The organism is Pseudoneobacillus rhizosphaerae, from assembly GCF_917563885.1.
In the GTDB taxonomy this organism is placed as follows: domain Bacteria; phylum Bacillota; class Bacilli; order Bacillales; family Cytobacillaceae; genus Pseudoneobacillus; species Pseudoneobacillus rhizosphaerae.
Genome location: NZ_CAKJTG010000001.1, coordinates 84650 through 111243 on the forward strand (window position 1 = coordinate 84650; position 26594 = coordinate 111243).

General features: G+C 35.2%; 27 protein-coding genes. 12 read left to right on the top strand and 15 right to left on the bottom strand.

From position 1 onward, the window contains the following. Positions 1–185: 185 nt before the first annotated feature. From LRP83_RS00400 to LRP83_RS00430, 7 genes are all read left to right on the top strand, one after another. Complete coding sequence (locus tag LRP83_RS00400) at positions 186–1061, top strand: amidohydrolase family protein (protein WP_230494682.1); 876 nt, start codon at positions 186–188, stop codon at positions 1059–1061. Positions 1062–1134: 73 nt separating this feature from the next. After that, positions 1135–2085, top strand: coding sequence for a nucleoside hydrolase (locus LRP83_RS00405; protein WP_230494683.1), 951 nt, complete (start codon positions 1135–1137; stop codon positions 2083–2085). A 119-nt stretch (positions 2086–2204) separates the two neighbouring features. Continuing rightward, positions 2205–2441, top strand: coding sequence for a hypothetical protein (locus LRP83_RS00410; protein WP_230494684.1), 237 nt, complete (start codon positions 2205–2207; stop codon positions 2439–2441). A 164-nt stretch (positions 2442–2605) separates the two neighbouring features. Beyond that, complete coding sequence (locus tag LRP83_RS00415; RefSeq protein WP_230494685.1) at positions 2606–3475, top strand: hypothetical protein; 870 nt, start codon at positions 2606–2608, stop codon at positions 3473–3475. Between the two features lie 45 nt (positions 3476–3520). Next, positions 3521–3709 carry a hypothetical protein gene (locus LRP83_RS00420; protein ID WP_230494686.1) on the top strand — a complete coding sequence of 63 codons (189 nt, stop codon included), beginning with the start codon at positions 3521–3523 and terminating at the stop codon, positions 3707–3709. Positions 3710–4493: 784 nt separating this feature from the next. After that, complete coding sequence (locus tag LRP83_RS00425; RefSeq protein WP_230494687.1) at positions 4494–5387, top strand: hypothetical protein; 894 nt, start codon at positions 4494–4496, stop codon at positions 5385–5387. Positions 5388–5426: 39 nt separating this feature from the next. Continuing rightward, positions 5427–6737 (top strand): hypothetical protein, encoded by a 1311-nt coding sequence (locus tag LRP83_RS00430; RefSeq protein WP_230494688.1) that lies wholly within the window; start codon positions 5427–5429, stop codon positions 6735–6737. Positions 6738–7026: 289 nt separating this feature from the next. Here the strand turns inward: LRP83_RS00430 and LRP83_RS00435 are convergent, their stop codons facing one another. From LRP83_RS00435 to LRP83_RS00460, 6 genes are all read right to left on the bottom strand, one after another. Continuing rightward, on the bottom strand, positions 7027–7191 hold the full coding sequence (locus LRP83_RS00435) for a hypothetical protein (RefSeq protein ID WP_230494689.1): 165 nt from the start codon (positions 7189–7191) through the stop codon (positions 7027–7029). Between the two features lie 250 nt (positions 7192–7441). Continuing rightward, the gene (locus LRP83_RS00440; protein ID WP_230494690.1) at positions 7442–8197 is read right to left on the bottom strand and encodes a YybI family spore inner coat protein; all 756 of its coding nucleotides are present in this window, start codon (positions 8195–8197) and stop codon (positions 7442–7444) included. 136 nt (positions 8198–8333) lie between these two features. After that, positions 8334–10763 carry a DNA topoisomerase IV subunit A gene (gene parC / locus LRP83_RS00445; protein WP_230494691.1) on the bottom strand — a complete coding sequence of 810 codons (2430 nt, stop codon included), beginning with the start codon at positions 10761–10763 and terminating at the stop codon, positions 8334–8336. Further along, positions 10760–12742, bottom strand: coding sequence for a DNA topoisomerase IV subunit B (gene parE / locus LRP83_RS00450; protein WP_230494692.1), 1983 nt, complete (start codon positions 12740–12742; stop codon positions 10760–10762). Before parE ends, parC begins: the two co-directional genes overlap by 4 nt. 359 nt (positions 12743–13101) lie before the next feature. After that, positions 13102–13509, bottom strand: a complete 408-nt coding sequence (locus LRP83_RS00455) for a CoA-binding protein (protein WP_230494693.1) — start codon at positions 13507–13509, stop codon at positions 13102–13104. A gap of 102 nt (positions 13510–13611) precedes the next feature. Beyond that, positions 13612–15354: a glycosyl hydrolase family 18 protein gene (locus LRP83_RS00460; RefSeq protein WP_230494694.1), complete on the bottom strand. Its 1743-nt coding sequence runs from the start codon at positions 15352–15354 to the stop codon at positions 13612–13614. A 152-nt stretch (positions 15355–15506) separates the two neighbouring features. Here LRP83_RS00460 and plsY point away from each other — a divergent pair, with 152 nt between their 5' ends. The 5 genes from plsY (at position 15507) to LRP83_RS00485 (ending at position 19650) form a co-directional block, all read left to right on the top strand. Continuing rightward, positions 15507–16109, top strand: coding sequence for a glycerol-3-phosphate 1-O-acyltransferase PlsY (gene plsY / locus LRP83_RS00465; RefSeq protein ID WP_435531315.1), 603 nt, complete (start codon positions 15507–15509; stop codon positions 16107–16109). Between the two features lie 117 nt (positions 16110–16226). Further along, positions 16227–16934 (top strand): ATP-binding protein, encoded by a 708-nt coding sequence (locus tag LRP83_RS00470; RefSeq protein WP_230494696.1) that lies wholly within the window; start codon positions 16227–16229, stop codon positions 16932–16934. 108 nt (positions 16935–17042) lie between these two features. Then, the gene (locus LRP83_RS00475) at positions 17043–17219 is read left to right on the top strand and encodes a hypothetical protein (protein WP_230494697.1); all 177 of its coding nucleotides are present in this window, start codon (positions 17043–17045) and stop codon (positions 17217–17219) included. A 456-nt stretch (positions 17220–17675) separates the two neighbouring features. Next, positions 17676–18824, top strand: a complete 1149-nt coding sequence (locus LRP83_RS00480) for a CapA family protein (protein ID WP_230494698.1) — start codon at positions 17676–17678, stop codon at positions 18822–18824. A gap of 73 nt (positions 18825–18897) precedes the next feature. Beyond that, on the top strand, positions 18898–19650 hold the full coding sequence (locus LRP83_RS00485) for a CPBP family intramembrane glutamic endopeptidase (RefSeq protein ID WP_230494699.1): 753 nt from the start codon (positions 18898–18900) through the stop codon (positions 19648–19650). 77 nt (positions 19651–19727) lie between these two features. Here the strand turns inward: LRP83_RS00485 and LRP83_RS00490 are convergent, their stop codons facing one another. From LRP83_RS00490 to mtnA, 9 genes are all read right to left on the bottom strand, one after another. Further along, positions 19728–20018 (bottom strand): hypothetical protein, encoded by a 291-nt coding sequence (locus tag LRP83_RS00490; protein WP_230494700.1) that lies wholly within the window; start codon positions 20016–20018, stop codon positions 19728–19730. A gap of 24 nt (positions 20019–20042) precedes the next feature. Then, positions 20043–20462: an acyl-CoA thioesterase gene (locus LRP83_RS00495; protein ID WP_230494701.1), complete on the bottom strand. Its 420-nt coding sequence runs from the start codon at positions 20460–20462 to the stop codon at positions 20043–20045. Between the two features lie 3 nt (positions 20463–20465). Continuing rightward, a complete protein-coding gene (locus LRP83_RS00500; protein WP_230494702.1) occupies positions 20466–22814 on the bottom strand; it encodes an AAA family ATPase in 2349 nt (782 codons plus the stop codon). A gap of 103 nt (positions 22815–22917) precedes the next feature. Then, entirely contained in the window at positions 22918–23157 is a 240-nt protein-coding gene (gene tlp, locus LRP83_RS00505; RefSeq protein WP_230494703.1) for a small acid-soluble spore protein Tlp, read from the bottom strand. A gap of 179 nt (positions 23158–23336) precedes the next feature. Further along, complete coding sequence (locus LRP83_RS00510) at positions 23337–23483, bottom strand: acid-soluble spore protein N (RefSeq protein WP_230494704.1); 147 nt, start codon at positions 23481–23483, stop codon at positions 23337–23339. A gap of 63 nt (positions 23484–23546) precedes the next feature. After that, a complete protein-coding gene (locus LRP83_RS00515; RefSeq protein ID WP_230494705.1) occupies positions 23547–23678 on the bottom strand; it encodes an FbpB family small basic protein in 132 nt (43 codons plus the stop codon). A 165-nt stretch (positions 23679–23843) separates the two neighbouring features. Continuing rightward, positions 23844–24371: a redoxin domain-containing protein gene (locus LRP83_RS00520; RefSeq protein WP_230494706.1), complete on the bottom strand. Its 528-nt coding sequence runs from the start codon at positions 24369–24371 to the stop codon at positions 23844–23846. 199 nt (positions 24372–24570) lie between these two features. Beyond that, complete coding sequence (locus tag LRP83_RS00525) at positions 24571–25356, bottom strand: class II aldolase/adducin family protein (RefSeq protein ID WP_230494707.1); 786 nt, start codon at positions 25354–25356, stop codon at positions 24571–24573. Between the two features lie 21 nt (positions 25357–25377). Further along, positions 25378–26424, bottom strand: coding sequence for an S-methyl-5-thioribose-1-phosphate isomerase (mtnA, locus tag LRP83_RS00530; RefSeq protein ID WP_230494708.1), 1047 nt, complete (start codon positions 26422–26424; stop codon positions 25378–25380). Positions 26425–26594 lie beyond the last annotated feature (170 nt).

The following is a 26594-nucleotide window of genomic DNA, read 5'->3' on the forward strand; positions in this document are numbered from 1 at the left end:
TATTCATGATTTATTTTATAAACAATAAAGGGAAACCGGAAGATATTCCGCCGCCGGTTTTTTGCTGCTTCTATTTGGATGGTGATAACATAAAATAAAGTGAATAGAGAGGGGAGCATCCCAACTGCTATACCTGTTGTTACATTGACTAAATGATTTCATTCAGTGATCACTATTAAAAATCAATGGAGGAGATTCATATAATTGTTGATAGTCATTTTCATGTTGATGAAACTATGCTGACACTTGAAAAAATGATAGAAGGTATGGAAAAAAACAATATAACAAAAACAGCACTTATCGCACCCATGAACGACACAATGTTTGAACCGGAGAGTAGTTTTCAACATTATTTACAACGATTATTCCGTGTATTAATCTTAAACGCTCCTCAAATTGGTCTTAAAATCTATGATGGTCTAGTAAAAGATGGCTATTTGAAGCTTTATGGAAACTCATACAAGATTTTTTTCCAACCGAACAACGATATCGTTGCTGATGCAATTACTAGATTTCCAGACCGATTTCTAGGCTGGGTAGCAGTCAATCCATTGTTCCCAAATTTAATAGAAGAAGTAGATTTCTATCTTCGTAAACCAAGCTTTATTGGAGTGAAAGCTCATCCTTTCATGCATGGCTATAGCATTAAGGAACTTGAACCAATAGCGGCTATTTGTGAATCAAAAGGAGTACCGATGATCATACATCTTTCTTCAGAGAAAGAATCCTATAAATATTTACCTGAAAATTTTCCTAAACTTAAATTAATTTATGCTCACGGCGGTCTACCATTTTGGAAAAAACTATGGAAATACGTTAAGGATCAACCAAATGTATTTGTTGACACATCAAGTGATTATCTCAATCCGTTTATTGTAAAAATGGCAGTGGAGACTTTAGGATATCGTAAAGTACTTTTTGGCTGCGACGGACCATATGGAATGAAAAAATTTAATGAATATGACTATTCGGAAAAGAAAAGCTGGATTGAAGCGATTCAAATTCCCGATATCCAAAAGGAATATATACTTGGAAAAAACTTTTTAGGATTGATTGAATAGGAATTAAAACAACCTACCTCTAACTACATTGTTTCATACCATACAATAAACGTACAAAGGGTGGTTGTATGGTATGGGAAAAAAAGTATTATTGTTTGGAGATGTTGGCGTTGATGATACCGTTGCTCTTTTATATGGATATTTTAATGAACAAATTGATATTGTAGGCGTTGTTGCCGATTATGGAAATATATCTCGTGAGATGACCTTACGGAACATAATATATTTAATTAGATTGTTTAACATGCCTGAAGTAAAGGTGATTTTGGGTGCGGAAAAACCAATGACAGGGGAGGAACCGACTTTTTACCCGGAGGTCCATGGTGTTCACGGTCTAGGCCCGATTATTCCATCACCAATGCAAAACCTTGAAGTAACCCTTACTGAGAACTTTTATGAGATTGTAAACTTAATTAACCAATATAAAGAAGAATTAACCATAGTTAATACCGGTCGCCTTACCTCTCTAGCTACGATGTTTATTTTATACAGAGAATTAATGAAACAGGTAAAGGAGATTTATATTATGGGAGGTGCCTTTTGGGTACCGGGAAATGTGACAGCTGTATCGGAAGCCAATATATATGGAGATCCAATTGCAGCTAAGATTGTTTTGCAATATGCAAATAATTTAACCATTATTCCGTTAAATGTAACGGACAGAGCCATTGTTACACCAGGAATGGTGGATTACATCCATGCAAAAGGAAAGGCAAGTGTTCTTAAACCAATGCTCGATTATTATTATCAGTTTTATAAAAAACGTAATCCTGCTATTAAGGGGAGTCCCGTTCATGATGCTATCACGTTAATGGCGACCATTCACGAGGATTGGTTCACCTTTAAGATGCTACCTGTCCACGTAATTACCGCAGAAGGAATTTCAAGAGGACAAACTATTGCCGATATTCGTCCTTGGATGAAATTCGAAGAGAATGAAAAGAAACATCGTATTGCTTTTGATTTCAATTATAATGAATTCTTTTCTGACTTTATGACTACTATGACAGGTGAAAAGTTTTAAAGTTGAGTTTGTCAGATTGTCACTTTTCCCGTGTTTAGTGTAACGTTTACATTTTCGACACATAGATTTTAGACACTTTATGCTATTCTTTATATTAATAAGATGCACGGAGGGATAATATGTGTGAATGTAATAATTTAAAAGATGGGCAAGACGTCGTTGATCATGTAAAAAGCAAAGGGAAAGAACATTTCGCTTCAAAAGTAGAGCACCAGATTCAATGTGACTGTGGAGAGACATTTACTTTTACTAAAGTGATTATGAATTGTCCTAAATGTGAAATGACTTATGCGGTAACTCCTTGTAGTTCAGGGGATATTAACAATATTAAGCCTGCGGGAATTAAATACGCCTAAAACAAGTTCAAACTTATCTTAACAATTGATTTCTAAGAAAAAGTAAAATCGTATTAGTAGTGAGCTAATACGATTTTTTGGTGTGCATTATTTTGTCGAAAGAAACTATTTTTAGGTATAATTAATTTGTGTAGTTGTACATAAGTAAGGAAGGAGAACGAATATTGGTTTACAAGGGGGAAAAAGAAGAAAAGCAACATCCTATTCGAAGAGATTGGTTAAAGATTCTTATTATTATCGTATATTCATTGGGTTTTGCTTCTATTTTGGGTATGTTTACAATAGACATAGTATCACTTTCAACCGATACTATTGCCCAAAAACAAGTTGAATCAAATAAAACAACGTTGACCACACTTGTTGTTGAACCTATTGTGTCAAACCCGGTTATTCTGAGTATTTTTAAGCATATTTTTTATTTGCTTGTTTGGATTTTCCTATTTTTATTATTTCCGGTTGCTTTCACTAGGCTAAAGAGATTGAAGTTTTTTAACTTTGAATTTGAGGTGGAAAAACAAGGAGATAATCTGATCAACGTTTTAAATGTAACCACTCAAAAAATATATTTCCTTTCCAAATGGTCTAGAGAGGAATATGCGAACGGTTATGCCGAAATGGCAAAAAACTTTGATAAGATTGAAGACGGTATTGAGTTGGTGCTAAAGTCCTTAAGTGAGCATTATCTTGAAACCTGGCAGTATGCTGTAGATTACAAGGTTTATGCAGGAGAACGCTTTAAAAGAGATTACAATATTCCATTAGTAGTAAAGAATGCTTATGAAATCGCACTGAAGAGGATGGAAGGTATTCCTATCAATAAAGAGAACAAGGATCATATCTACATCAAAAATTACCTATTAACGATTGTAGAATATGAAGGAAGGGAATATGCTGTCACCTTATCTAGTTTTGATTTAGAATTTGATGAGTATGATGCGATTCTATTATCAGGATTAGTATCATTAGCATTGCAGTATTATGAACGAACAGAAATGCTAGAACTATTCGAGTTGATTGAGGTAGAGGAAGCTTGAAGAAATATCTGAAAACGAGTAAAATAGTGTAAAGAGGTGATTATTATGCCGAGGAAAGGCAATATCACAATTTCAGTGGAAGATAGTAACACAGTTTCTTTAAAAGCTATAAAGAAATACAGTAATAAGGCTAAAAATATATTAAGTGGAAATGCTTCTACAGGCAGTAATCGCAGCTCCAATATTAAAATCACGAATAACAGCATTATTACTAAAAAAGTAGTTCATTCCTAAATAGAAAAGGGCTAGAATCTCTACTAGATTCTGGCCCTCTTATTTTTTTATATGATAAAAATTTGATATGACTTGCTGAACTCTTTCATTATTACCAAACCAGTGGCTGGCTCTTGTGATTTTATTTAGGTTCCAGGGGACAACCTTTAAATTTGTGTTCGATTCCGGATTTAAAATCATTTTGGCCTTCAAGACTAACTTTTTCTTTCGTTCCATATTCATTTCTTAACTCCTTTTATTTGCAATATTAATAATCGTGTCTCTTAACCCTAACCTTTAATATGTCTATGGTATTCCAATTTATACATACTACATAAATATTAATTCAGATATGAAAGTATGACTTTAACTAAGTTTTCCATATGAATAATAAATCGAAGAAAGAAGGAATCAAATACGACTAGACGATAATTTTAAAAAAAGGGAGAGCAAATAGGCGGACTATGGATGTTAGAGTTTTGTTACATTTACTACAGAAATTTTACAAAACTTATAGACCCCCCAAACAATTTGTGACGATTTCGTATTCTTTTAATAGGTTGGTAAGTCTTATTTTTTCCTTCCTTTTTATAGGAAGGTTTTTTTATGGAAGCAATTGTTCTTAAATAGTGTTTCTTCTAAATAGTTCTATTTAAAGTGAAGCTATACTAGAAAAAATAGAACTATAGTAAGAAAGAGGTACTAGTTGAAAAGGAGTTTTTAATTTTTTTTAAGAGAAAACGGTCAAAAATTATCAGACTGACTCGAATGCTGTCCATGATAATACGTGAAAGGGGGTGAAAACTTGCACTTCCGACATTTTATTATATCGGGACTGGTGGTAGGCGCAGCATTATTACTACCAAACAATGCCTTTGCAGAGAAAAATGAACTAAGTGGACAAAATGCACAAAAATCTTCAGTAAAGTCTGTTTTAGTTGAGCCTGTATATGAAGTAAAGAATGCTACTGTTCATGGGAAAACTACTAAGGCCCATGATAAAACGGTCGTGAATCCGCAAACTGTAAGTAACGATCAAATTAGGAAAACACCTAAGGTCACTCCTAGACAAGCTGTCTCTTCAAAAGCAACTGAAAAATTAAAATCTTTGCCTGAAAAAACAAAGAAGGCTATTCAAAAAGAAAAAGACAAGATTGTAAATGCTCCTGGGCTTGAGAAAGTAGCAGCTGGGCTAAATTCGGCAAGAGAACTTGTAGAGAATGAGAAAAAGCATGTTACTAAAACTAAAACAGGAAAAAAGGTGATTTCTTCTTTACCAAAAAAACCATCTGAATTGAAAACCAATTCCTTGGTTCATAAAGCTGAAGTTAAAGAAGAAAATTCAAAGCTCTTGAAATCTGGTGACAAAATGCGTACGGAACGGTTGGAAACCTCCTCTCCTAAAAAGGATAGTAAGGTTCCTAAGCTCCCGAAGGATGATCCAGTTTCGAAGCAAATATTGAATGTATCGTCACAATCCAATTCTTCAGGCGGGAAATCAAAAGATCGAATGAGTTATGGTGGCTTAAGTTCAACTAATATGGTAGATAAATGGATGGATTGGAATAATTTCTATGAAAATCAGCTTATCTTGCCATATGTTTCTCGGAATGCAATGATGAGTAACCAATGGATGAATGCTCCACCTTCACCACCACCACAAGAAGCTCCTTATTTAATCAGTATAAACCGTCCCTAAAAGTCACGGACCATACAATTAAAAGGAGCGAATATAAAAATGAAACATTATCTAAATACTAATAAAATGGTGAAATCTTTTGTACTAGCTGGAGCATTATCTGTTGGAGTACTTGCTGGTGGCCACTTCACGGAGGCTGCAGGACCTGAAAAGGTGAAAGTTGAACATTCAGTTCATGTAAACAGTGAATTAAATGTAAAGGCACAAGTTAAAGGTAAAATAGTAGTGTCTGCTAAACCTGCGGCAAAAGTAATTAAAACAAAAGTGGAAACAAATTCGAACGAAGATGTAGAAGTAGAAGATAAAATAGTAGAAAAGTCTAAAAAAGCTACCAAATCACAAGCGAGTATTCATGCAAGTGAAACTGCTAAAAAGCATGCTGCAGCTAACTCAGCTGTTCACGGTAAAGTGGTAGTGGAGAAAACCGAAGAAGTTGCAACAGATAAGGTAAAAGCTGATGATCATGTAACAGCAGATACTACTGTTCAGGCACCTACAACTGAAGAAACTGTGAAAGTTGATTCTGAAGCAATAACAGATCAAAGTTCAACTCCAGAAACAAATGCTGATTCTAAATCGAATGAAGACATCACTGTAAATAACGATGTTGTTGTGAAAACAGAAGATGAAGAAGATGCAGCAATAGAAGCTGTAAAAGTGGACATGGATGCTGATTCTGATTCAGCCGTACAAACAGACGAAGATAATGAAGATTCAGATGAAAATTCTAAGAAAATGGACCTTAATGTTGATGCTATAGTACAAACAAAAGATGATGAAGAGGCAGAGGTATCTAATGAAGACGCTGATGGCGCAGTAAAGGAAAATCCATCTGCTGAGAATAAAGCAAACTCTCAAGCGAGTGTTCATGTTAGTGCTGTTGCGAAACTACATGCTGCCCCCAACTCTGCAGTATTAGCTGTAGTAAAACAAGTAGCAACTGAAAAAATTACTGAGGTAGAAACTGAGAATGAAACTGCTCCAGTAGTAACAAGTAAAGTGGAAGCAGAACCTACTGCACCAGTAATAACTTCTAACGAAGCAGTAGAATCAAATCTTGCTACAACTACAGATGTGGTAACAGAAGGGACTACACCAGTAGCTGAAACTGATGCTGAAACAACTGTACCGACAACTGAAGTGGCAGTAGAACCAACTGTAACAGTAACAACTACTGAAGAAGTTAAACCTGCTGTTCAAAATAAAGTTAATGCAAAGGCTAGTGTAAAAGCAAGCGAAAATGCAAAACTACATGCTTCAAAAAACTCTGCTGTACAAGCAACAACTGTTGTAACTAACGAAATGCATTCAGATGTATTGGAAGAAGCTACAACTACTGCAAAAGAATAAATTTTATAAAAAACCGAGGGATTACTTTACTCCTCGGTTTTTTGTATTCATTGTAATTGTAAAAGTTGAAAGGGGAGTTATTGTTCTATTAAGGAATTTTCCTAGTTAACATAATATCTATTCTAGGAAGCTGTAACAAAAAACAAAGAAGGGGTCTCAAATACCAAGTTTACTTTAAATAGTGAGACGGAATAAAAATTTTCTTATAAATATCCTTCAGATTCATTTACATAAAATATCTAAACTATTGATAAAAAAATCCCTGGCAATTAGATCGCCAGAGATTTTTTTATTCGTCTTGTTGAACTTGTTTTAAATTTGTTCCAAAATGATTAGCTACACGTAAATCGTGACCTTCATCTGATGTGCTTTTATGAATGATATCTTCTTTAGCACCAAATAAACTTGCTTGAATGATTTCGCTTTCTACTTGATCAAAGTCATCTTTTTTCATAAGTTTCAACACCTCATTGTTATTTTTCTACTAAATTGATGTATTATTCATGTTGTAGAATCATTTTAATAATGATAAAAAAAACAAAGACTGATTGTATCATCTTGGTTTTTTTTATTGTTAGTTTACATAATATTATTATGTTTAATTTCTCTACTCAAGTTGAATAAGTTTTAATTATCCTTTCAATGTAGCAATACTTAGCATACCGTATGGTTCAGGCAATAATATCGTGACAAAAGCCTATTATTTATTTTCTGACTTCCTTAACTTCAGTATTAATTAACTTCCAATCCCCATTCCGGTAATACCAACTTGTTTCCACATAGGCAATTTTATCTGTTTTTGAAGTTCCAGTAATCATTTGTACTCCTTTTAGCCCATAGTCTAATCCTTTTGTTGCCAATGGCTTTAATTTTTTGTAAGGAAGTACCATCAGTTCTGTTGGTTCATTTAATTTACCATTCTGATACATTCCTAATGATTCATACATCTCTTTTCGAACCATTAAGTCAAATACAAAGGATTTCTTTGTCGCTGGGATTGATATCTGTGCTTTATATCCATTTTTAAATTGACCTAGTATTTCTAGTTCAGGAATTGGTATGTTGGAGATTTGATTTTCTTTTGCTGAATAGAGGTAATGCTTGCTCATACCTCCACTTTGGCCAGTCGGAATGCTAATAAATACATCTTTAATTCCGTCATGATTTATATCCATTAAATCCAGTTTAGGATCTAATCCGTAAGGTAACATTTCTTGATAGGTTTTTCCATTAGAAAGATGAATGGTTAACGAAAACTCTTTATAAACAATATCATTTTTTTGATATGGTAACCCTAAAAGTAAAATTTCATCATTTTGTCCATCCCCATTTATATCTTCTTGTTGCTGATTTACTAATGGTACCATTTCGGGATCATTTTCAACTGCATATACCCCCGTGATAGCGGTTAAAGACATTAAAAATAGTGCTGTAAATGCAAATAAAAGTTCCTTTTTCATCAATGATTCCTCCTATGGCCTTTTACGTTAGTATCACCATTTTTGGGAAAATCATGTAATATATGTAATATGTGTAATAGCAAAATATAAAAACCCCTCATAAAAATAAATGAGGGGTAAACAAATTAGTGCTTATTCAATTATTTTCATTTTCAATTAACCAGATTTCTTTAGTCAGTCCACTATCAGATTCATCCATTAGGAATGATCCATTTGAATAACGATCGTTAAATCGAATATCAGAGGTGTTAATGCTCTCAATCTTTCCTTTTTCGGATTGTAGGAAAAGAACATCACCCTCACTAGCTATTGAGAATCCAATAACACGATGCGGATTTGCCTTTAGTTCACGAATAATGATTACTCCTCTTTTCGCTCTTGAAGCCCGTTCAAATTCGGATAATTTCATTCTCTTGATTGATCCGCGTTGGGTGACAATTACGATTGATTTTTTATCTGCTGGTGAAAGTAATTTTCCTCCAATGACAAAATCGCCATCCTTTAAATTGATACCTTTCACTCCAGCAGCTCTTGCCCCAACGATGCTTACTTCTTCCTCAGGGAACCAAAGAGCGTAACCAATTGAAGTGATTATAAACAACTCGTTTGATCCGTCTGTTAAATGGACATCAACTGCTTCGTCATCGTCCTTTAGATTAATGGCTGTTAGAGGTTTAGAATATCTTTGTGCTTTGTACTGATTTAACTCCGTTTTCTTAACCATACCGTTCTTCGTTACAAATAGTAAAAAGGCTGGTGCTTCGAAATCTTTTATTGGAATTGCCTTTATGATAAATTCATCTCGGTCGATTTGAATAATATTAGCTATATGTTGGCCAAGATCTTTCCATCGAATATCTGGCAACTCATGAACAGGGCAATATAAGTAATTACCTTTATTTGTGAATAAAAGCACAACATCTGTTGTATTCATATCAAGCTTTGCTAGTAATCGATCAGAATCTTTCATTGCAAGGTCTTGACCGTTCGAGGCTGCATATGAACGTTGGCTTGTTCGTTTGATATAGCCCTCTTTCGTGACTGTGACAATAACATCCTCATTGGCAATCATCACATCGAGATTGATTTTAATCTCTTCAATTTCTGCTTCAACCTTTGAGCGTCTCTCATCAGCATACTTCTTCTTAACATCTTTTAAATCCTTCTTAATAACAGATAATAATTTTGATTCACTATTTAAAATTGCAGTTAACTCTTCAATTTTCTTAGCTAATTCAGCAGCTTCATTTTGTAATGCTGTAATATCCGTATTAGTTAATCTGTAAAGCTGTAAAGAAACAATTGCTTCGGCTTGTGGCTCGGTAAACATGAACTTAGCAATCAAATTATCTTTTGCATCTCGTTTATCTTTTGAAGCTCTAATGGTTGCAATCACTTGATCAAGAATGGAAAGAGCTTTCATTAAGCCCTCAACTATATGTTGGCGTTCGCTTGCTTTTTTGAGCTCAAATTGTGACCTTCTGGTTACAACTTCACGCTGATGTTCAATATAAGCACTTAAAAGCTCACGAAGCCCCATAAGCATTGGTCGTTTTTTATGAATGGCGACCATATTAAAATTATAAGTCACTTGAAGGTCGCTATTTTTATAAAGATAGTTTAGAACCCCTTCAGCATTAGCATCCTTTTTAAGTTCAATTACAATTCGAAGGCCAGTTCGGTCTGTTTCATCACGAATTTCTGAAATTCCTTCAACTTTACGATCAAGACGGAAATCATCCATTTTCTTTACTAAGTTGGATTTATTCACTTCATATGGGATTTCTGTAATGACAATTTGTTGTCTACCGCCACGGACCTCTTCGATTTCCGTTTTGGAACGAATAATAATTTTACCTTTACCTGTTTCATAGGCCTTCTTTATTCCATCGACACCTTGGATGATCCCACCTGTTGGGAAATCAGGTCCTTTAATGACAGTCATTAATTGTTCAACAGATACATCCGGTTGGTCCATCTTCATCATAACCGCATCAATAACCTCACCAAGATGGTGTGGTGGTATATCGGTTGCATAACCAGCTGAAATTCCAGTAGAACCATTAACTAATAAATTTGGATACATTGCTGGGAAAACGGTTGGTTCACTTGATGTATCATCAAAGTTTGGAATAAAGTCAACTGTTTCTTTTTCGATATCTCGTAAGAGCTCCCCTGCAATAGCAGATAACCTTGCTTCCGTGTAACGCATTGCAGCAGGAGGATCACCGTCGACACTTCCATTATTTCCGTGCATGTCAATTAATAGGTTCCTAACCTTCCAATCCTGACTCATACGAACCATTGCTTCATATACGGAAGAATCACCGTGTGGATGATAGTTACCGATAACGTTACCAACTGTTTTAGCTGATTTTCTAAAGCCCTTTTCTTGAGTATTACCTTCAACGTGCATCGCATATAATATCCGCCGTTGAACAGGCTTCAACCCATCTCTTGCATCTGGTAATGCACGTTCTTGAATAATATATTTACTATATCGACCAAATCGGTCACCTATAACATCTTCAAGAGGGAGATCCCGAAATTTTTCTCCTAAACTCATGATTCAGAATCCTCCTCTGTAATTGTGATAATTTCATTTTCAAGTATATTAGAATCCTCATCATCTAATCCGAATGCCACATTGGATTCAATCCATTTTCGACGAGGCTCAACTTTATCACCCATTAACGTAGTCACACGGCGTTCAGCACGGGCTGCATCGTCAATACGGACACGAATGAGGGTTCGAGTTTCTGGATCCATTGTGGTATCCCACAACTGATCTGCATTCATTTCTCCAAGTCCTTTATACCTTTGAATGATATAGCCTCTACCAACCTTTTTAATAGCCGATTGTAAGTCATCATCAGTCCAGGCATATTCAATTATTTCTTTTTTGCCTGTTCCCTTACTAACTTTATATAGCGGTGGAAGAGCAATGAATACTTTTCCTGCTTCAATTAAAGGCTTCATGTAACGGTAAAAGAAGGTTAATAAAAGAACTTGAATATGTGCACCATCTGTATCAGCATCGGTCATGATGACAACCTTATCGTAATTGATATCTTCAATATTAAAATCAGTGCCAACACCACCGCCAATAGCATAAATAATCGTGTTGATTTCTTCATTTTTAAAGATATCTGATAGCTTGGCTTTTTCTGTATTAATTACCTTACCTCTTAACGGTAAGATTGCTTGGAATTTACGGTCTCGCCCTTGCTTTGCAGAGCCGCCTGCTGAATCTCCCTCTACAAGATATAATTCATTTTTCTGAGGGTTTCTTGATTGGGCAGGAGTTAGTTTTCCGGATAGTGCGGCTTCCGAACGTTTGCGCTTTTTCCCACTTCTAGCCTCTTCACGTGCTTTTCTAGCAGCTTCACGTGCTTGATAGGCCTTTATAGATTTTTTTATTAACAGCGAGCTAATATCTGGATTTTCTTCAAGAAAGTAGGATAAATGCTCCGAAACGATTGCATCAACCGCAGATCTTGCTTCGCTTGTCCCTAGCTTGCCTTTTGTTTGACCTTCAAATTGGAGCATTTCTTCTGGTATTCTAACGGAAATAATAGCAGAAAGCCCTTCTCGAATATCTGATCCATCAAGGTTTTTATCTTTCTCTTTTAATAGCGATACCTTTCGGGCATACTCATTAAAAATTCTTGTCAGGGCTGCTTTGGCTCCCGCTTCATGTGTACCGCCGTCTTTAGTACGTACATTATTTACAAATGAAAGGACGTTTTCTGAATAACCATCATTAAATTGGAAGGCAAAATCAGCTTCAATCCCGTTTTGTTCACCTTCAAAGCTTACAACAGGCTGGAGGACATCTTTTTCCTCATTTAAATATTCTACGAATGCCTCAATTCCGTTTTCATAGTGATAAACATCCTGTACATCATTACGTTCATCGATAATTTCGATTTTTAGTCCTTTTAAGAGAAAGGCGGATTCTCTTAGGCGTTCACACAGGGTTTCATAGTTATATGAGGTTGTAGAAAAGATTTGAGGGTCGGGTTTAAAATGAATAGTTGTACCCGTTTGATTTGTTTTCCCCACTTTTTCAAGTGTTGTTACCGGTTTACCGCCATTTTCGAATCTTTGTTCGTAAACAAAGCCATCGCGTTTAATTTTTACAATTAGCCATTCAGATAAGGCGTTAACAACAGAGGCACCTACACCGTGCAAGCCACCGCTTGTTTTGTAACCACCTTGTCCAAATTTTCCTCCAGCATGAAGAACGGTTAAGATTACCTCAGGCGTCGGTTTGCCCATCTTGTGCATACCTGTAGGCATACCACGTCCTCTATCAATAACACTTATTGAATTATCTTTGTGTATTTTAACGGTGATATGATTCCCATATCCCCCTAAAGCTTCGTCAACAGAATTGTCAACAATTTCATATACGAGATGATGAAGTCCGCGGCTATCTGTACTTCCGATATACATTCCCGGTCGTTTTCTAACGGCTTCAAGACCTTCGAGCACTTGTATGGCATCATCATTGTATTCAAAGGCTTGTTTTGTTTTTGCCACTAATATACCCCTTTCACTTTTAAAGCTTCTCTCTTTAGGTAGATCTTTTTATAATAATTGTTTAGTTATACTTTGCTTAAGAATTCGCGAGGTAATCTTGTTTTCCTCTAAAAAAATAAGAATTATGCAAATAGAACAATAGTTCGATATTTCTATTTTAACATAGTTTAAGCATTGTCTACCGTTTATTTTATCTATTAATTACGATTTGGCAAACCCTATTTCGTCATAAAGTATCAAAAAGTCGATATTTACTTCGAGAGAATCTAGTATTAAAAATTTGGCATTTGTACTGAGAACATAATAAAACATAGGTCAAAACGACCTATGTTTTATTGGTTAAGTTTATCCTGAAATTTTTATTTTGTTAGTGCATGCTCGACCTTGATACAACGATCCATTACAACTTTATAACCTTTATCTGTTAGAAATTGATAGGCTTCTTCATTAACTAAACCTAGTTGCGCCCAAAATACATCTGCATCCATTTCGTCAAATTCTTTTGCCACTTCTACTAAATGCTCGGAGCGGCGAAATACATTTACGATGTCCACGTGACCATCAATTTCTTTTAAAGAAGCTACTGATGGAACGCCCAATACTTCCTTAACAGATGGGTTCACAGGGATAATTTCGTAGCCTGCTTTTTGCATTGCTGCGGATACCATGTAGGAAGTTCGTTCAGGATTATCGCTAAGTCCAACAACGGCAATCCTTTTCGCTTTTTTTAAGATGGCACCTAATTCTTCGCGGGATGGAATATTCATTGGCCTACTCTCCTTTGCTATTGGCTTTACTACCTTAATCTTACCTTGTTTCGGTAAAAAATTACTAGCAATGTGCCTTACTCAGAGATTTTGACATAAAGATTACTTTTCATCAGCTTTTGTATAGTTAGGATCGGTCGTATGCAATGCAGCCCAAGCGGTATCATCCGCGAAAAATCTAGACCAGCTCGCCACTCCTGCTAAGTCATATTTCATCATGACTTCGGCTCGTTTACTAAGTGAAAGCTCATCCTCTAGCCACACCTTGTAGGTAGCATCCTCATCTTTTAAGTAAATTTGCGCATAATTTTGTCCAGTTGCAGCATCATATGTTGGCTTAAGATTGTTCTTAGCAAGCCATTCTTTTATTTTAGACATTGATAATGCTTTTGATGTCACTTCAATTTGACCATCGGATAACGTTTGCTCTTTCCAAAGTCTAGTATATAGAGGAACTCCTAGAATCAATTTTTCATTCGGAACAACTGTGAGTAGCTTTTCAATATTTTGTTCCACCCATGGCAAACTTGCGACACTTCCAGCAACAGGTGAAGATCCCCAGTGCTCGTCATAGGCCATCACCATTATATAATCAACAATTTTGCTTAGCTTTTCTCGTTCATAAAAGACAGACCAATTGCCACTTGTAGAGATAAAGGTAATATCCATGGAAACAGTGAGGCCAGCCTCGTGAAAAAGTGGCGTTGCTTCTCTTACAAATTGGGTAATCAGTGGACCGTCTTCCACATTTACATTCTCGATATCAAGATTTATACCATTTAACTGATACATTTGACTATAATGTAAAAGCTGACGAATCATCTTTTGTCGAGTTTCATAATCTTTAAATGCTAAATGAGTAAGCTCGGGATCAAAGGCATTTGAAAATAATCCCCATACTTGGAATCCCTTTGAATGAGCCCATTTCACATAATCTAGTGAGCCTAAGTTTTGGATATTTCCTGCTTCATTTTCTAGTTCAAACCAAGTTGGTGAAACTACATTAATGCCAGGCATCTCAGGAAGTTGTTTCGTGTTTGGGTTTTTCGTGTACACCGCTTCCCATGTTAGACGAATTGGACCTTTAATTTTTGTTAAATTCTTCGCTTTGTTTTCATTTTTTACTAGGATTTGCTCGGTATTCTCTTCTATGACAAATTCTTTATTAAGATATCCTGCAATCCCGTTTTCTTTACGAATGAAGTAATACTCTTCTTTTTCGCTTTCTATATATATTTTTTCAGTGTTTTTCAATTCTGCAACATAGCTAGATCGCAATGTAGGTTCTGTTCTTAGGCGAAGCATCTCCCTATGGATGTCTCCCGCTTTTATGGAACCATGAACCAATTCATCACCATTTGAATGAATCCATATCCCTTCGTTCTCGGTTAATAATGTATATTGAATGGGATAATATTTAAGTAACGGTTCTAGAGCCACATACAATTCTCCATTTGCAGATTGGATCGAAGGAAAATGAAGCGTAACGGGCTTTTCATTCACATAATAAGTTAATGACTCAGTCGGCATTTGAATCACCTTATTTTCTGTTGTAATAATAATAGATTTAGATTTTTCATCAAAAATGAGAGAATCATCGAGTTGCTCTTTAATAAATTTAATCGGTAAAAAAACAGTTTCTCCGTCTATAAGGGCATTACCTTGTTGCTCATTTTGATAAAGGATTGGGCTTTTGCCTTGAAAATAATCAATTTTTTCTTTCGAAGCGTATGGATATAAGAGCAGTAGAATTGAAGATATAATCATCAAAATAGCCAAAAATAATCCTGTAACAATCCATTTTGGTGAGATTGTTTTCTTTCGGAAGTGTTCAACGCGTGCCATATTTTTTATCTCCTCCCGTCTCCATCGTACTATATATTTACGAAACAAACACTTAATTTTACCTTCCAATTCAATCATGAGTAGCTAATAATTATGGATTAATGGTACAATAAAAAAACGAATATTTATTTGAAGGGGAAGTTCTCATGGCAATGAACATAGTTGTAATCCTAATAGCCTATCTACTTGGGTCAATCCCTTCTGGACTGATCATTGGGAAGCTATTTTATGGAAAAGATATTCGTGAGCATGGAAGTGGAAATCTTGGCGGAACCAATACCTTTCGGACATTGGGGATAAAAGCAGGATTGACGGTTACCATAGCGGATATCTTAAAGGGAACACTAGCTGCGTCCTTACCATTTTTATTTGATTTAGAAATGCATGCTTTACTAGTTGGTATATTTGCTGTCGTAGGACATATGTATCCGATATTTGCTAATTTTAGAGGTGGAAAGGCCGTTGCTACCTCTGGAGGCGTTCTTTTATTTTATGCTCCTTTGATGTTTTTAATTGTGCTAGTTATTTTCTTCCTATGTCTGTACATAACTAAATATGTTTCTCTTTCTTCGATGCTTGCCGCAATAGCTGCCATTATTTATTCTTTAATTGTTTGGGACATTTGGTTAATAATTGTTGTAGCTATTTTAGCCTTTTTCGTTATATACCGACATCGTGCGAACTTCAAGAGAATAATGAATAAAACAGAACCGAAGATTAAGTGGATGGGATCTAAACAGCAGAAACGCCTTTAGTAAGGTGTCTCTGCTGTTTTTTTATTAAATGTTTAGTCGAAAGTTGGAATATTATTAGGCTTTTTGTCATTAAATTTATTAGAAGATAAAAATTAATTGACAATGAGGATGATAAAAATGGATATGCAGTCACAAACAGATTCTATCAAGGACTATCACTATCAAACTATCGATAAGCTCGCGGTTGGAATTGTACATGAAATAAGAAATCCATTAACAGTTGTCGGTGGCTTCCTACAACTACTTAAACCGTATTTAATAGAAATTGGGAAAGAGCAGTATGTAGATATTGCTTTAGAAGAACTTAAACGTGCCGATCAATTGATTTACGAGTTTTTAAATGAATCTAAACCATCGGAACAAACCCCAAAAAGAATATCCTTAAATCAAATAGTAAAAGATACAAGCTTGCTTTACGAATGTGAAGCGATATTAAAAAATATAACCATCCGTAATCGATTTACTGATGAGGAAATTGATTTTGTCGCTAATGATAAGCAACTTAAACAGGTGTTTCTAAACCTATTAAAAAATGCACTAGAAGCGATTGAATTACGACAGGATAAAAGTCGAAATGGTATCATCGATTACTATACCGTTATGGAAGAAAACAGGGCGGTTGTGGTGATTAAAGATAATGGTTGTGGGATGAATGAACAAACCTTGCGAAATCTCTTTCTTCCCTTTCATACTACCAAAGATACGGGCACTGGAGTTGGATTAAGTGTTTGTAAAAGAATTATTGAGGAACACCATGGCACAATAACTGTTGAAAGCACAGAAGGTTTCGGGACGATGTTTCGGATAGAATTCCATCTTAGGTAGATCGTGAAGTGTCGGTATTTTGTCAAAACAGACTGATTTTTACACTCTCCTTTTCGAGTAAAATAACAATATAAATAGTTTCTTCACTCGAAAAGGAGCAAGATCTATATGGAAAAAGATCATGATAACTATGTATTTTCAATGAATGTTGGTGAGAGTTTGACTGTGGATGATTTTAATGTGGAGTTTTTTGAATATAATCAGGAATTGTATTGTGAGGGTAATCCGATAAGGGTTGTCAAAAATTTTGATGAGCTAATAAATTTGTTAGATGAATGGGAATAATGAAAGTATACAAATAAAAACGGGTTCTTTTAAAGAATCCGTTTTTACATTTTCAACAGCTTATATTGTCCATTTCCAAATACATCTTTAATATAATCTAACTTTGTTTGATGAAAATAAACGTAATCATTTGGATGTATGAGGATTTGAAGATCGTGAAAAGTGTAATGGTGATCCTTGGTTAATGGCTGCTCCTCCAGAGACAGCTTTAGCTGAGGTCCCCCTCACCCTATTCCCATTGACAATCTTACATAAAGTTTTTCATCGGGAGTTCTTTGCTCTGAGTGTACGATTTCTTCTAGCTTTTGGTAAGCACTACCAGTCAGTTGGAAAATGATAATCACCTCTTTGTTTAGTAGTTCAGTAAAACAATTTTTTAAAAAATCAACTATTAGACAATTAAATATATTATATTATTTTATGATAGGTATGCCTAATTTTATAAAGGAGTATTCGATGAAAAAGCGTTCATTTTTGTTTTCGATTATTTTTATTTTAGGAATTGTTGCAATTTCCACCTTCTTAATAGTTAATTTCTACCAAGATTCTCGTAAAGAGGTCATCTATCCCGCTTCCGGCCACGAAACTAGGGAAGTCTTCTTAAGTGGAAAAGAAATGACTACCCAACTTTCCTTAGGAGCAATTGGAGATATATTAATTCATGACTGGGTTTATGAGGATGCACTGTCCTCTTCTGGATATGATTTTAAGCCAATGTTTAAGCATGTAAAAGGCAAGTTACAAAAACCAGATTTATTGATAGCTAATCAGGAAACGGTTCTTGGTGGAGTTGAAATGGGATTAACCAGTTATCCGACATTTAATAGTCCACAAGAGGTTGGAGATGCACTGATTGATGCAGGAGTTGACATCGTATCAACGGCCAATAATCATTCTCTTGATAAAGGGGAAAAAGGAATTCTTAGGTCTATCGAGTATTACGAAAAGGTTGGTTTACCGTATGTAGGGTTCTTTAAGGATAAAGAGGACCAGGAGAAACTAAGAATATTACATAAAAATGGTGTGAAGTTGGCGTTTTTATCCTATTCATATGGGACGAACGGAATACCTGTCCCGAAAGGTAAGGACTTTTTGGTTAACTTAATTGATCAGGAAAAGATGAAAACCGAAATACATAAAGCAAAAGCTTTGGCTGATGTTGTTGTCATGAGCATTCATTGGGGAAACGAATACCAGCGAATCCCTACAGAAGAGCAACAATTATTAGGACAGTTTTTAGTTGATGAAGGGGTCGATATCATTTTTGGTCACCATCCTCACGTTTTACAGCCCATGCAAATGGTTAAAACAAAAGATCAAAGAAATGCTTTTATTGTATATTCATTGGGGAACTTTATATCAGGTCAAATGCGGGATTATAAAGATATCGGTGGGTTGGCCACCATCAAAATCACTAAAAAAGTAAGTCCAAATGGAACTGATATTGAATTATCAAACCCTGAATTTTCTCCAACATATGTATCCAATAAACATTTAACACAATACAGAGTGGTTCCTCTTCAGGAAGCGAAAGCCTTTGGTTTAAAAGATGCTGATAAACAATATAAAGAAATAATAAATCATATGACCCAGTGGCTCCGCTAAATGGCGGAGTTTTCTTATTTTAATATCCCTGCTAAAATGAATTTGAAAGGGTATGATATGGAGGGGAGTCTCTATGGACAAAACAAATCGACTTTTTACTTTTTTATTAATAGCCTTCTTCCCTGTTGAATTGCTCGCGTTTCATTTCCGATTATACGAAATTGTTTTTTTTATCATGATCATTCAACTAATTTTCATTTTATTCTTATCTTCGGAAAAATCTAGAATGCTAGTATGGAGCTTAAATGCTTTTGTGTTTAGCTATTTGATGATTCTTTATGGGTATCGATTTATTGAAAATTTAAATTTATCCCTAAACATAATCCTTTTACTAGGTGAATTGTTGCAATTAATACCTATAATAGCCCTTCATTACGTATTGAAAATGTTTAAACAAACCGTTCAATTAGGCTTTACTACTAAATCCAGAAGAGTTTCAAAGTTAAATAAATATTTAATTGTAATCATAGCAGTTAGTTTAATGTTCCTTGGACTTTTTCCTCAAGTGGATTCCAATTTATTGGGGGCTTTTATGTATTGTTTAGTACATGCGATTCTGTTCGAATCATTATGGAGAGGAATTCTCTTAGACTTATTTCGCCAGTTTTTAAGTACTGAATGGACAGTCTTCATACTGGCTGTTGCATTTGGCATTTATTTATTTAGTTTTGGATACAACCTTTTTCTATCCATTCTTATGGCCTTTTTTAGCTTAGGTTTTTCCTTGATAAAACTAAAAACAAATAACATATTACTCTCCATCCTGTTACATACTATAATCGTTTTCCTTTTATTTCTTTCAGGTCAATTTTTCATTCCCGTATAGATAGCGTAAAATGGGAACTTTAGTGTAGAAAACGATCACCTCATTTTTGAAGTGATCGTTTTTTGTTTAATATTTGGTTACCAAATATGTTCTAACAATCCTTCCTTCAACAGAATGGCTTTTTGTCTATCTCCAATTAGGTCAAAATGGGAGTAGCCATCTTTACGATGGTGGATCCATTTGGGATCTAGAGAATGTTTACTACCCCAATCCGCTAGTTTACTTAAATCTGAGCACCCTACTTTTGTGACAGTATTATAGCCTGGAAAACGATCGTCCTGCCAATAATGTGTTAAAAATGCCACTTCTCCATCATCAATTTTTTGTTTCCATTCGACGAGTTGCTCCCTTTTTAATCCGAAAGCCATTGTTTTTCACCTCTTAAAGTCTATCTACTGCTTTTTTGCATTTTCATAGGCAGCATGCCAGTCGGGGTATAGTTTTCTAATAATTACTGGACGGAAATTCTCTTTTTTAACACAGACATGTTTGGATACTGCTGTAACGGCTAATTCGCCATCCATCGTCAAAATTTCGTATCCATAGCTAACTCGCAACCCATCATATTCATCAATCCAAGTCTTAACGGTTGCTTTTTCACCATAACGTAAAGGTTTTTTATAAGAAATTTGAATATCCATAACTGGTGAAATAATTCCGTCCTTTTCCATTTCAGCATAATTAAATCCCAAATCTTGGATGAGGGTTGTTCTTCCTACTTCCATCCATATTAAATAATTAGCATGATAAACGACTCCCATTTGATCCGTTTCGGCATATCGAACTTCAATTTCTTTAGTTGAAACCAACATCTATTATTCTCCTCTATTCTTTTTTAGTGCCACTTCCACGTCAGATTTTTCTATGTGTATCTCTGGTGTTAGGAGGTGGGCATTTTCAGCTGTTTCAATAACTAATCGTAGAGATTGTGCCTGAATGGCTTCATCAATTAAATTAGTCGCAAAACGACCGTTTCCTTCTATTTTCATAGTCCTCAATGTGTCGTATAAAAAGTTTTTGGCTTCTTCAGTTAGTTGATAATGAAAACGTTCTCCATACTTTTCCATCATTATTACGAGCTCTTCAACTGAATAATCAGGAAAAGAGAAAAACTTCTTAAATCGAGAACGTAAACCTGGATTACTTTCGAGTAGCTTTTCCATTTCATTCGGATATCCAGCTAATATAACGACAAGATTTTCATTATGTTTTGTCATTTCATCGACAAGTGTATCAATCATTTCTTTGCCAAAATCATTACCAGATGGGCTTAATAATGAGTATGCCTCATCGATAAAGAGGACGCCGCCTAAAGCTTCCTTAATTTTTTTCTTTGTTTTAATTGCAGTTTGTCCTACATAACCAGCTACAAAATCGGAACGACTAGTAATGATTAAATGTCCTCTTTTTAAAATCCCATACGTCTTTAAAAAATTTGCATAAATCTTGGCGACAGTCGTTTTTCCCGTTCCGGGATTACCGCTAAAAACAGCATGTAATTGAATAGGAACAATTGGTAAACTATTTTCTTGGCGAAGTTTTTGAACTTTGACAAAGGCTATTAATGACTCCATTTCTTTCTTAACAGTTTCTAGTCCAATTAGGTTTTTAAGCAGCTCGTTAGGATTTTCATCTTGGTCATCAGTTATTGAGGAAAAATCTTCTTTCTCTAACAATACATATTTGATGATTGAATCATTGTCCTCCTTCCCATTTGCCCCTTTTCTAAAAATGGCTTCTAAGACAATATTTTTGACCGTTCGAGCATTTCCAAAGGTTTCATCCACTCTCTCTTTGTCTAGCCTGTCTGCTAATTCTACTCTCGCTTCATTTGTAAGCAGATAATCATTTGCTTGGGCAATCGATTCTGCTATTGAAATCAATTCAACATTCGAATAGTTTGGAAGATGAATGAAATTGGATTGCGGAAAACGGCTTCGTAAACCAGTGTTTGCGTCGATAAACTGTCGCATTTCTTCCGGATAACCAGCAAGGATTACCGCAAATTTCCCTCCATATTCTTTGCTAGTCATAAGTGAAACTAGTGTATCAATAGCTGCCTGTCCATAATCATTTCCAGATTGTCCTTCTCTTTTTAAACTATAGGCTTCATCTATGAAAAGGACACCACCAACCGCTTTTTTTACGATAGCTTGGACATTTTCTTCGGTTTGCCCTACGAACGAACCAACGAGCTGTGCACGATTGGTCTCGATTACTTCCTCTCGAGGCAATACACCTAGCTCATGATAAATTTTTGCTAAAAGCCTTGCTAGTGTTGTCTTACCAGTTCCAGGATTACCAGTTAAAATCATATTCAAACTGATTTCATCCTTTGTTTGATAACCAAAAGAACTTCTTTCCTTTTGGTATTTTAAAAACGAATAAAAATCTTTAACTCTTTCTTTTACAGTATCAAGCCCAATCATAAGTTTAAGTTGATCAAGTGCCTTTTTTTCTTCATATGTGGTACTATTATCCTCATTAAAAAAGGCTGACCAGTTTGTTTTTAATGTATTAATTGCTTCCAAATGGAGCTTTAGATTTTCTAAATGGACAGTAGCATAAAATACACCTGAAAAAGACTCGTCTAAATCAGTTACGACTTTGAGAAGGTTACTAACTTCGTCTACCATGGTTTCAAACATGGTCCGTACTTGTTTAAGTTTATTTAAGGTCCTGCTGTCATCATTTTGGATTAGTTCGCATTGCTTGTTTAGTTCATCATGGATTTCATCTGCAGAGGAAAGAAAGCTTCGGCAAATCGTTAAATATTCATCCACTATTTTCTTCTTAGCAGTTCTATTATCTGTTTCCCTAAATATAGGGAAACTCAAGTTATCAAAAATATTTTGGTATGATAGCCATTTGTCTTTTAACAAATATTCCTTCGCATATTGGTTGTTTGGATCAAGCGAAATAGCTTTTTCCAACCACTTTGTAATCAGTGTGTTGTTTTCTTTTTTATTGCTTCTTGATCTTGCTAATAAAGTTACTAGTTGAGAATAAATATTGGGACTTTCATCTTCTTTAATAGTCTTTAGAAAATTGTAAATTTCACTTTCATCCTTCATGGAGCCATGTGCTGATATTTCTTGTTCCCACTTCGTTATCCACATATATATATCTTTTTCTCCAATATTGTTTGCCTGTCTATGGTTCATTCAATCACTACTTTTGTATTTTTTTCTTATCTTACCATATAAATCAGTATAGATAAAAAGAGAGAGATTGGAGGTATCCTCCACTCTCTCTCTTTTTTATTGGCTATTCGTATTGGTTCCCTTGAGCATTGGACTCGTCTTTAACTTCTGCACGCATAGCATCAATGCTATCTCGACGTCTTTCATTTTTTGCTTCAATTTGAGCACGTTGTGTGTCATCGTTTGCAAATTCTAATGACTCTTCCGCTTCTTCCATATTCTGAATCGTGTCTTGGATCATGGATTGAAGCTTTTCTGCGTTGTCAGAACGGTCATCAGGTTTTGGTTTGTTATTATATGCCATTTTATTTCCTCCTCGATGATGTTTGCTGGTACAAAAATAGTATGTGATGAAAGTGCCTCTGTCACACAGATAATTTTTGGGTATAATGAAGTTTTTCAATCCATACATAAATTATATTTTACTAAAATAAAACTCACTAGCCGTAAGAGCTAGTGAGTTTTTAAAAAAGTGATGTTTAATTATTCACCTTTTGTTTGGATTACTTGCGCATGTTTTCCTGACGTATCCTGCATCTTTTTTCCTTTATTTCCACCGAATCCTCTAGGTTGTGTACCTATATGATCTGGCTTAAACTGTTTTGGATGTTGCCCTTTCATATTACTCATGATTATCCCTCCTCATTAGGAGTATTCCCTTTTCGGAGAAAAGACATGATTGGAATTGTTTGGTTACTCTGCTTTGCCTAAACGCTTTTCTTCAAGTCGTTCTTCAATTCTATCTAACGCATCGCGATCTTTCATAAGTTGACGTTTGTTTTCTAATACAAGTTCAGCAAAGGAGCGTTTTCTAGGTTTTCTCATTGTTGTTCACCTTCCTTATTTCCTATGATAACAGTTATTATGCCCAGAAACGGTTATAATTATTACAACTTTTTGAAAATTTAGCACTTACAGATTTATTATTTAGCAAAAAAATAGAACTTAACATATAAGTTAAGTTCTCTTATATGTTAAGTTCTTTGCATGTTAATTCATGTTTTTGACGTTATTTTTCATTAAGTCGTACGTCATGGCACCAATATGTTTATATTGAATGATTCCTTTTGTATCAATAAAATAAGTAGTTGGAATGGAAATTACTTGGTAAATAGAGTTTACATCATCCTCTTCGTCTAACGGAATTGGAAATGTAATGCCCATCTCATCTACAAAACTTTGAACGTCTAATTGTGGATCAATATTTACAGCAAGAATAACGACGTCTTTTGGACTTTCTTCGAAATACTTTTGCATTTCTGGCATTTCAGCTTTACATGGAGGGCACCAAGTAGCCCAGAAGTTTAAAATAACCTTTTTCCCTTGTAAATCTGAAAGCTTCACTTTTTTACCATCTAATTGATTAAGTTCAAAATCAGGCGCTTTGACACCTGTAGAAATTCCTACACTTTTTGTTGAAACAGATGCGTTCTTTTCAGCTGGTTTATCCATTGCTTGGACAATAGCCACTGTAAATAAAGCAATCAGTACTACCGCAGCAATTACTTTTTTAATCATTTGCTTTGACCTCCTTTATGCATTGCTAACTCGATATCATTTACCCTATATTAACAAGGATAATGTAGTTAGCACAATGTACTAAATGACGATAAATGTGACGATTCAGTAAACATCTTTCGTTAACGTCATTTAGCATTAATTTAATAGAAATAATCTGCAAAGTCAAAAAAGGGACTGTCACTAGTCCCTAATAATTTTATTTTAATAACTTAACAACTGCTTGAGTCACTTTTTCAACAATCAAATCAATATCTTTTGCTGTCAGGCTTCGCTCAAGTGGTGGGGTTATTTTCTCTGCATGCGCGTTACTAGCTGTTTGAACTCCACTTGGTGACGCACTTTCCTTTCCTAGGTGACGCTTGATCTCAAGGAGACGATCAACATTTGTCGTGTTTAATTCACGATCTCCGTTCATTTGCCTTGCAATCCAATTAACCTTTGCACAAAATTCAAGCGATTCCATTAGAAAATAAGCTTGATCTAAATTTTCTCCCCATGTTAAGGCTCCGTGGTTTTCTAATAAGGCACCATTATGATTAAGGATAAATGGACTAATAGCAGAAGCCAGTTCATCAGTCGAAGGTGTACCATATTCCGCGATTGGAATGGTTCCAAGTGTAACAATCGATTCCGGCATTGTCGCTTGATCTAAAGGAACACCTGCAATGGCAAAAGCAGTTGCATACGGAGGATGAACATGAACAACTGATTTTATTTCAGGACGTTCTTTGTAAACTCGAAGATGCATTTTAATTTCGGAAGTCGGCTTTCGTTCTCCTTCTAAGAGATTGCCGTCACCATCAACTTTAATTAACATTTCTGGTGTCATAAACCCTTTACTAACACCTGTAGGAGTTACTAGGAAGGTATCCTCATCAATTCGAACGGAAATATTGCCATCATTGGAGGCAACAAAGCCTTTTTCATAAATTCTTTTTCCGATTTCACACACTTGTGATTTTAGTTTGATTTCTGAAATCATGATTTCCCTGCTTTCAACCGTTTATAGGAATAACTTTGGTAGTTCTTCTTGATAATTCCCTTTTAGTACACCCTTTTCGGTAATAATGGCCGTTATGAATTCAGCTGGGGTAACATCAAAAGCAGGGTTAAAGACTTTAACACCTACAGGTGCTGTGAGGGTCCCAAAACCTTCTGTGATTTCTTCGGCATTTCTTTCTTCAATCGGTATATCCTGACCAGTTTGTGTCGATAAATCAATAGTTGAAATAGGTGCAGCTACATAAAACGGGATATTATGAGCTTTAGCTAGAAGCGCAACACCATACGTTCCAATTTTGTTAGCAACATCACCATTTGCAGCTACGCGGTCACAGCCAACTATGACTGCTTGTATCCATCCCTTACTCATAACCATAGCTGCCATACTATCTGTGATTAGGGTAACGTCAATTCCAGCCTGTTGGAGCTCCCAAGTTGTTAAACGAGCTCCTTGAAGCAAGGGACGTGTTTCATCGGCGTATACTTTGATATTCCAGCCTTTTTCTTTTGCTAAATACATCGGAGCTAATGCAGTTCCGTATTTTGCTGTAGCAATTCCACCTGCATTACAATGAGTAAGGACACCTATTCCATCATGAAATAAAGTTAAGGCGTGCTCACCAATGGAGCGACATACCTCTTCATCCTCTTGACGAATTAGATGTGCTTCCTCTTCTAAAGCATTCTTTATGGAGGATATTGGTTTTTCTTTTTCTTTGAGAACTCGTTCATTCATGCGTTTTAAGGCCCAAAATAAATTGACTGCTGTTGGTCTTGACGTGGAGAGATAGTTTGAATGCTTTTGAAAATCTTCATAAAAATTATCGAAGTTTTCTTCAGTAGCGTGTTGAATTCCTAGCAACAAACCATATGCAGCAGCAATTCCAATAGCTGGGGCTCCACGAACCTTTAATTGTTTAATGGCATCCCATGCATCTTCAATTCGATCTATTTTAATAAATTCTGTTAGGTTTGGTAATTTCGTTTGGTCTAAAATGGTTAAAGTTCCATTTTCGTATGAAACGGATTGTAAAAATGATTCTGTCATAAAGCTTTTTGACTCCTCCCATTTGTGAAACTTCTAAATATTCTTGCCTATTTTAACATGAATATTTTTTTTGAGATATAAAAAAATGATTCTTTTTAATTATATGTTTTTCATAAGTTTTACGGGTTGTGAGGATAATATTACAAAATGAATGTTCGTAAAAATAAACC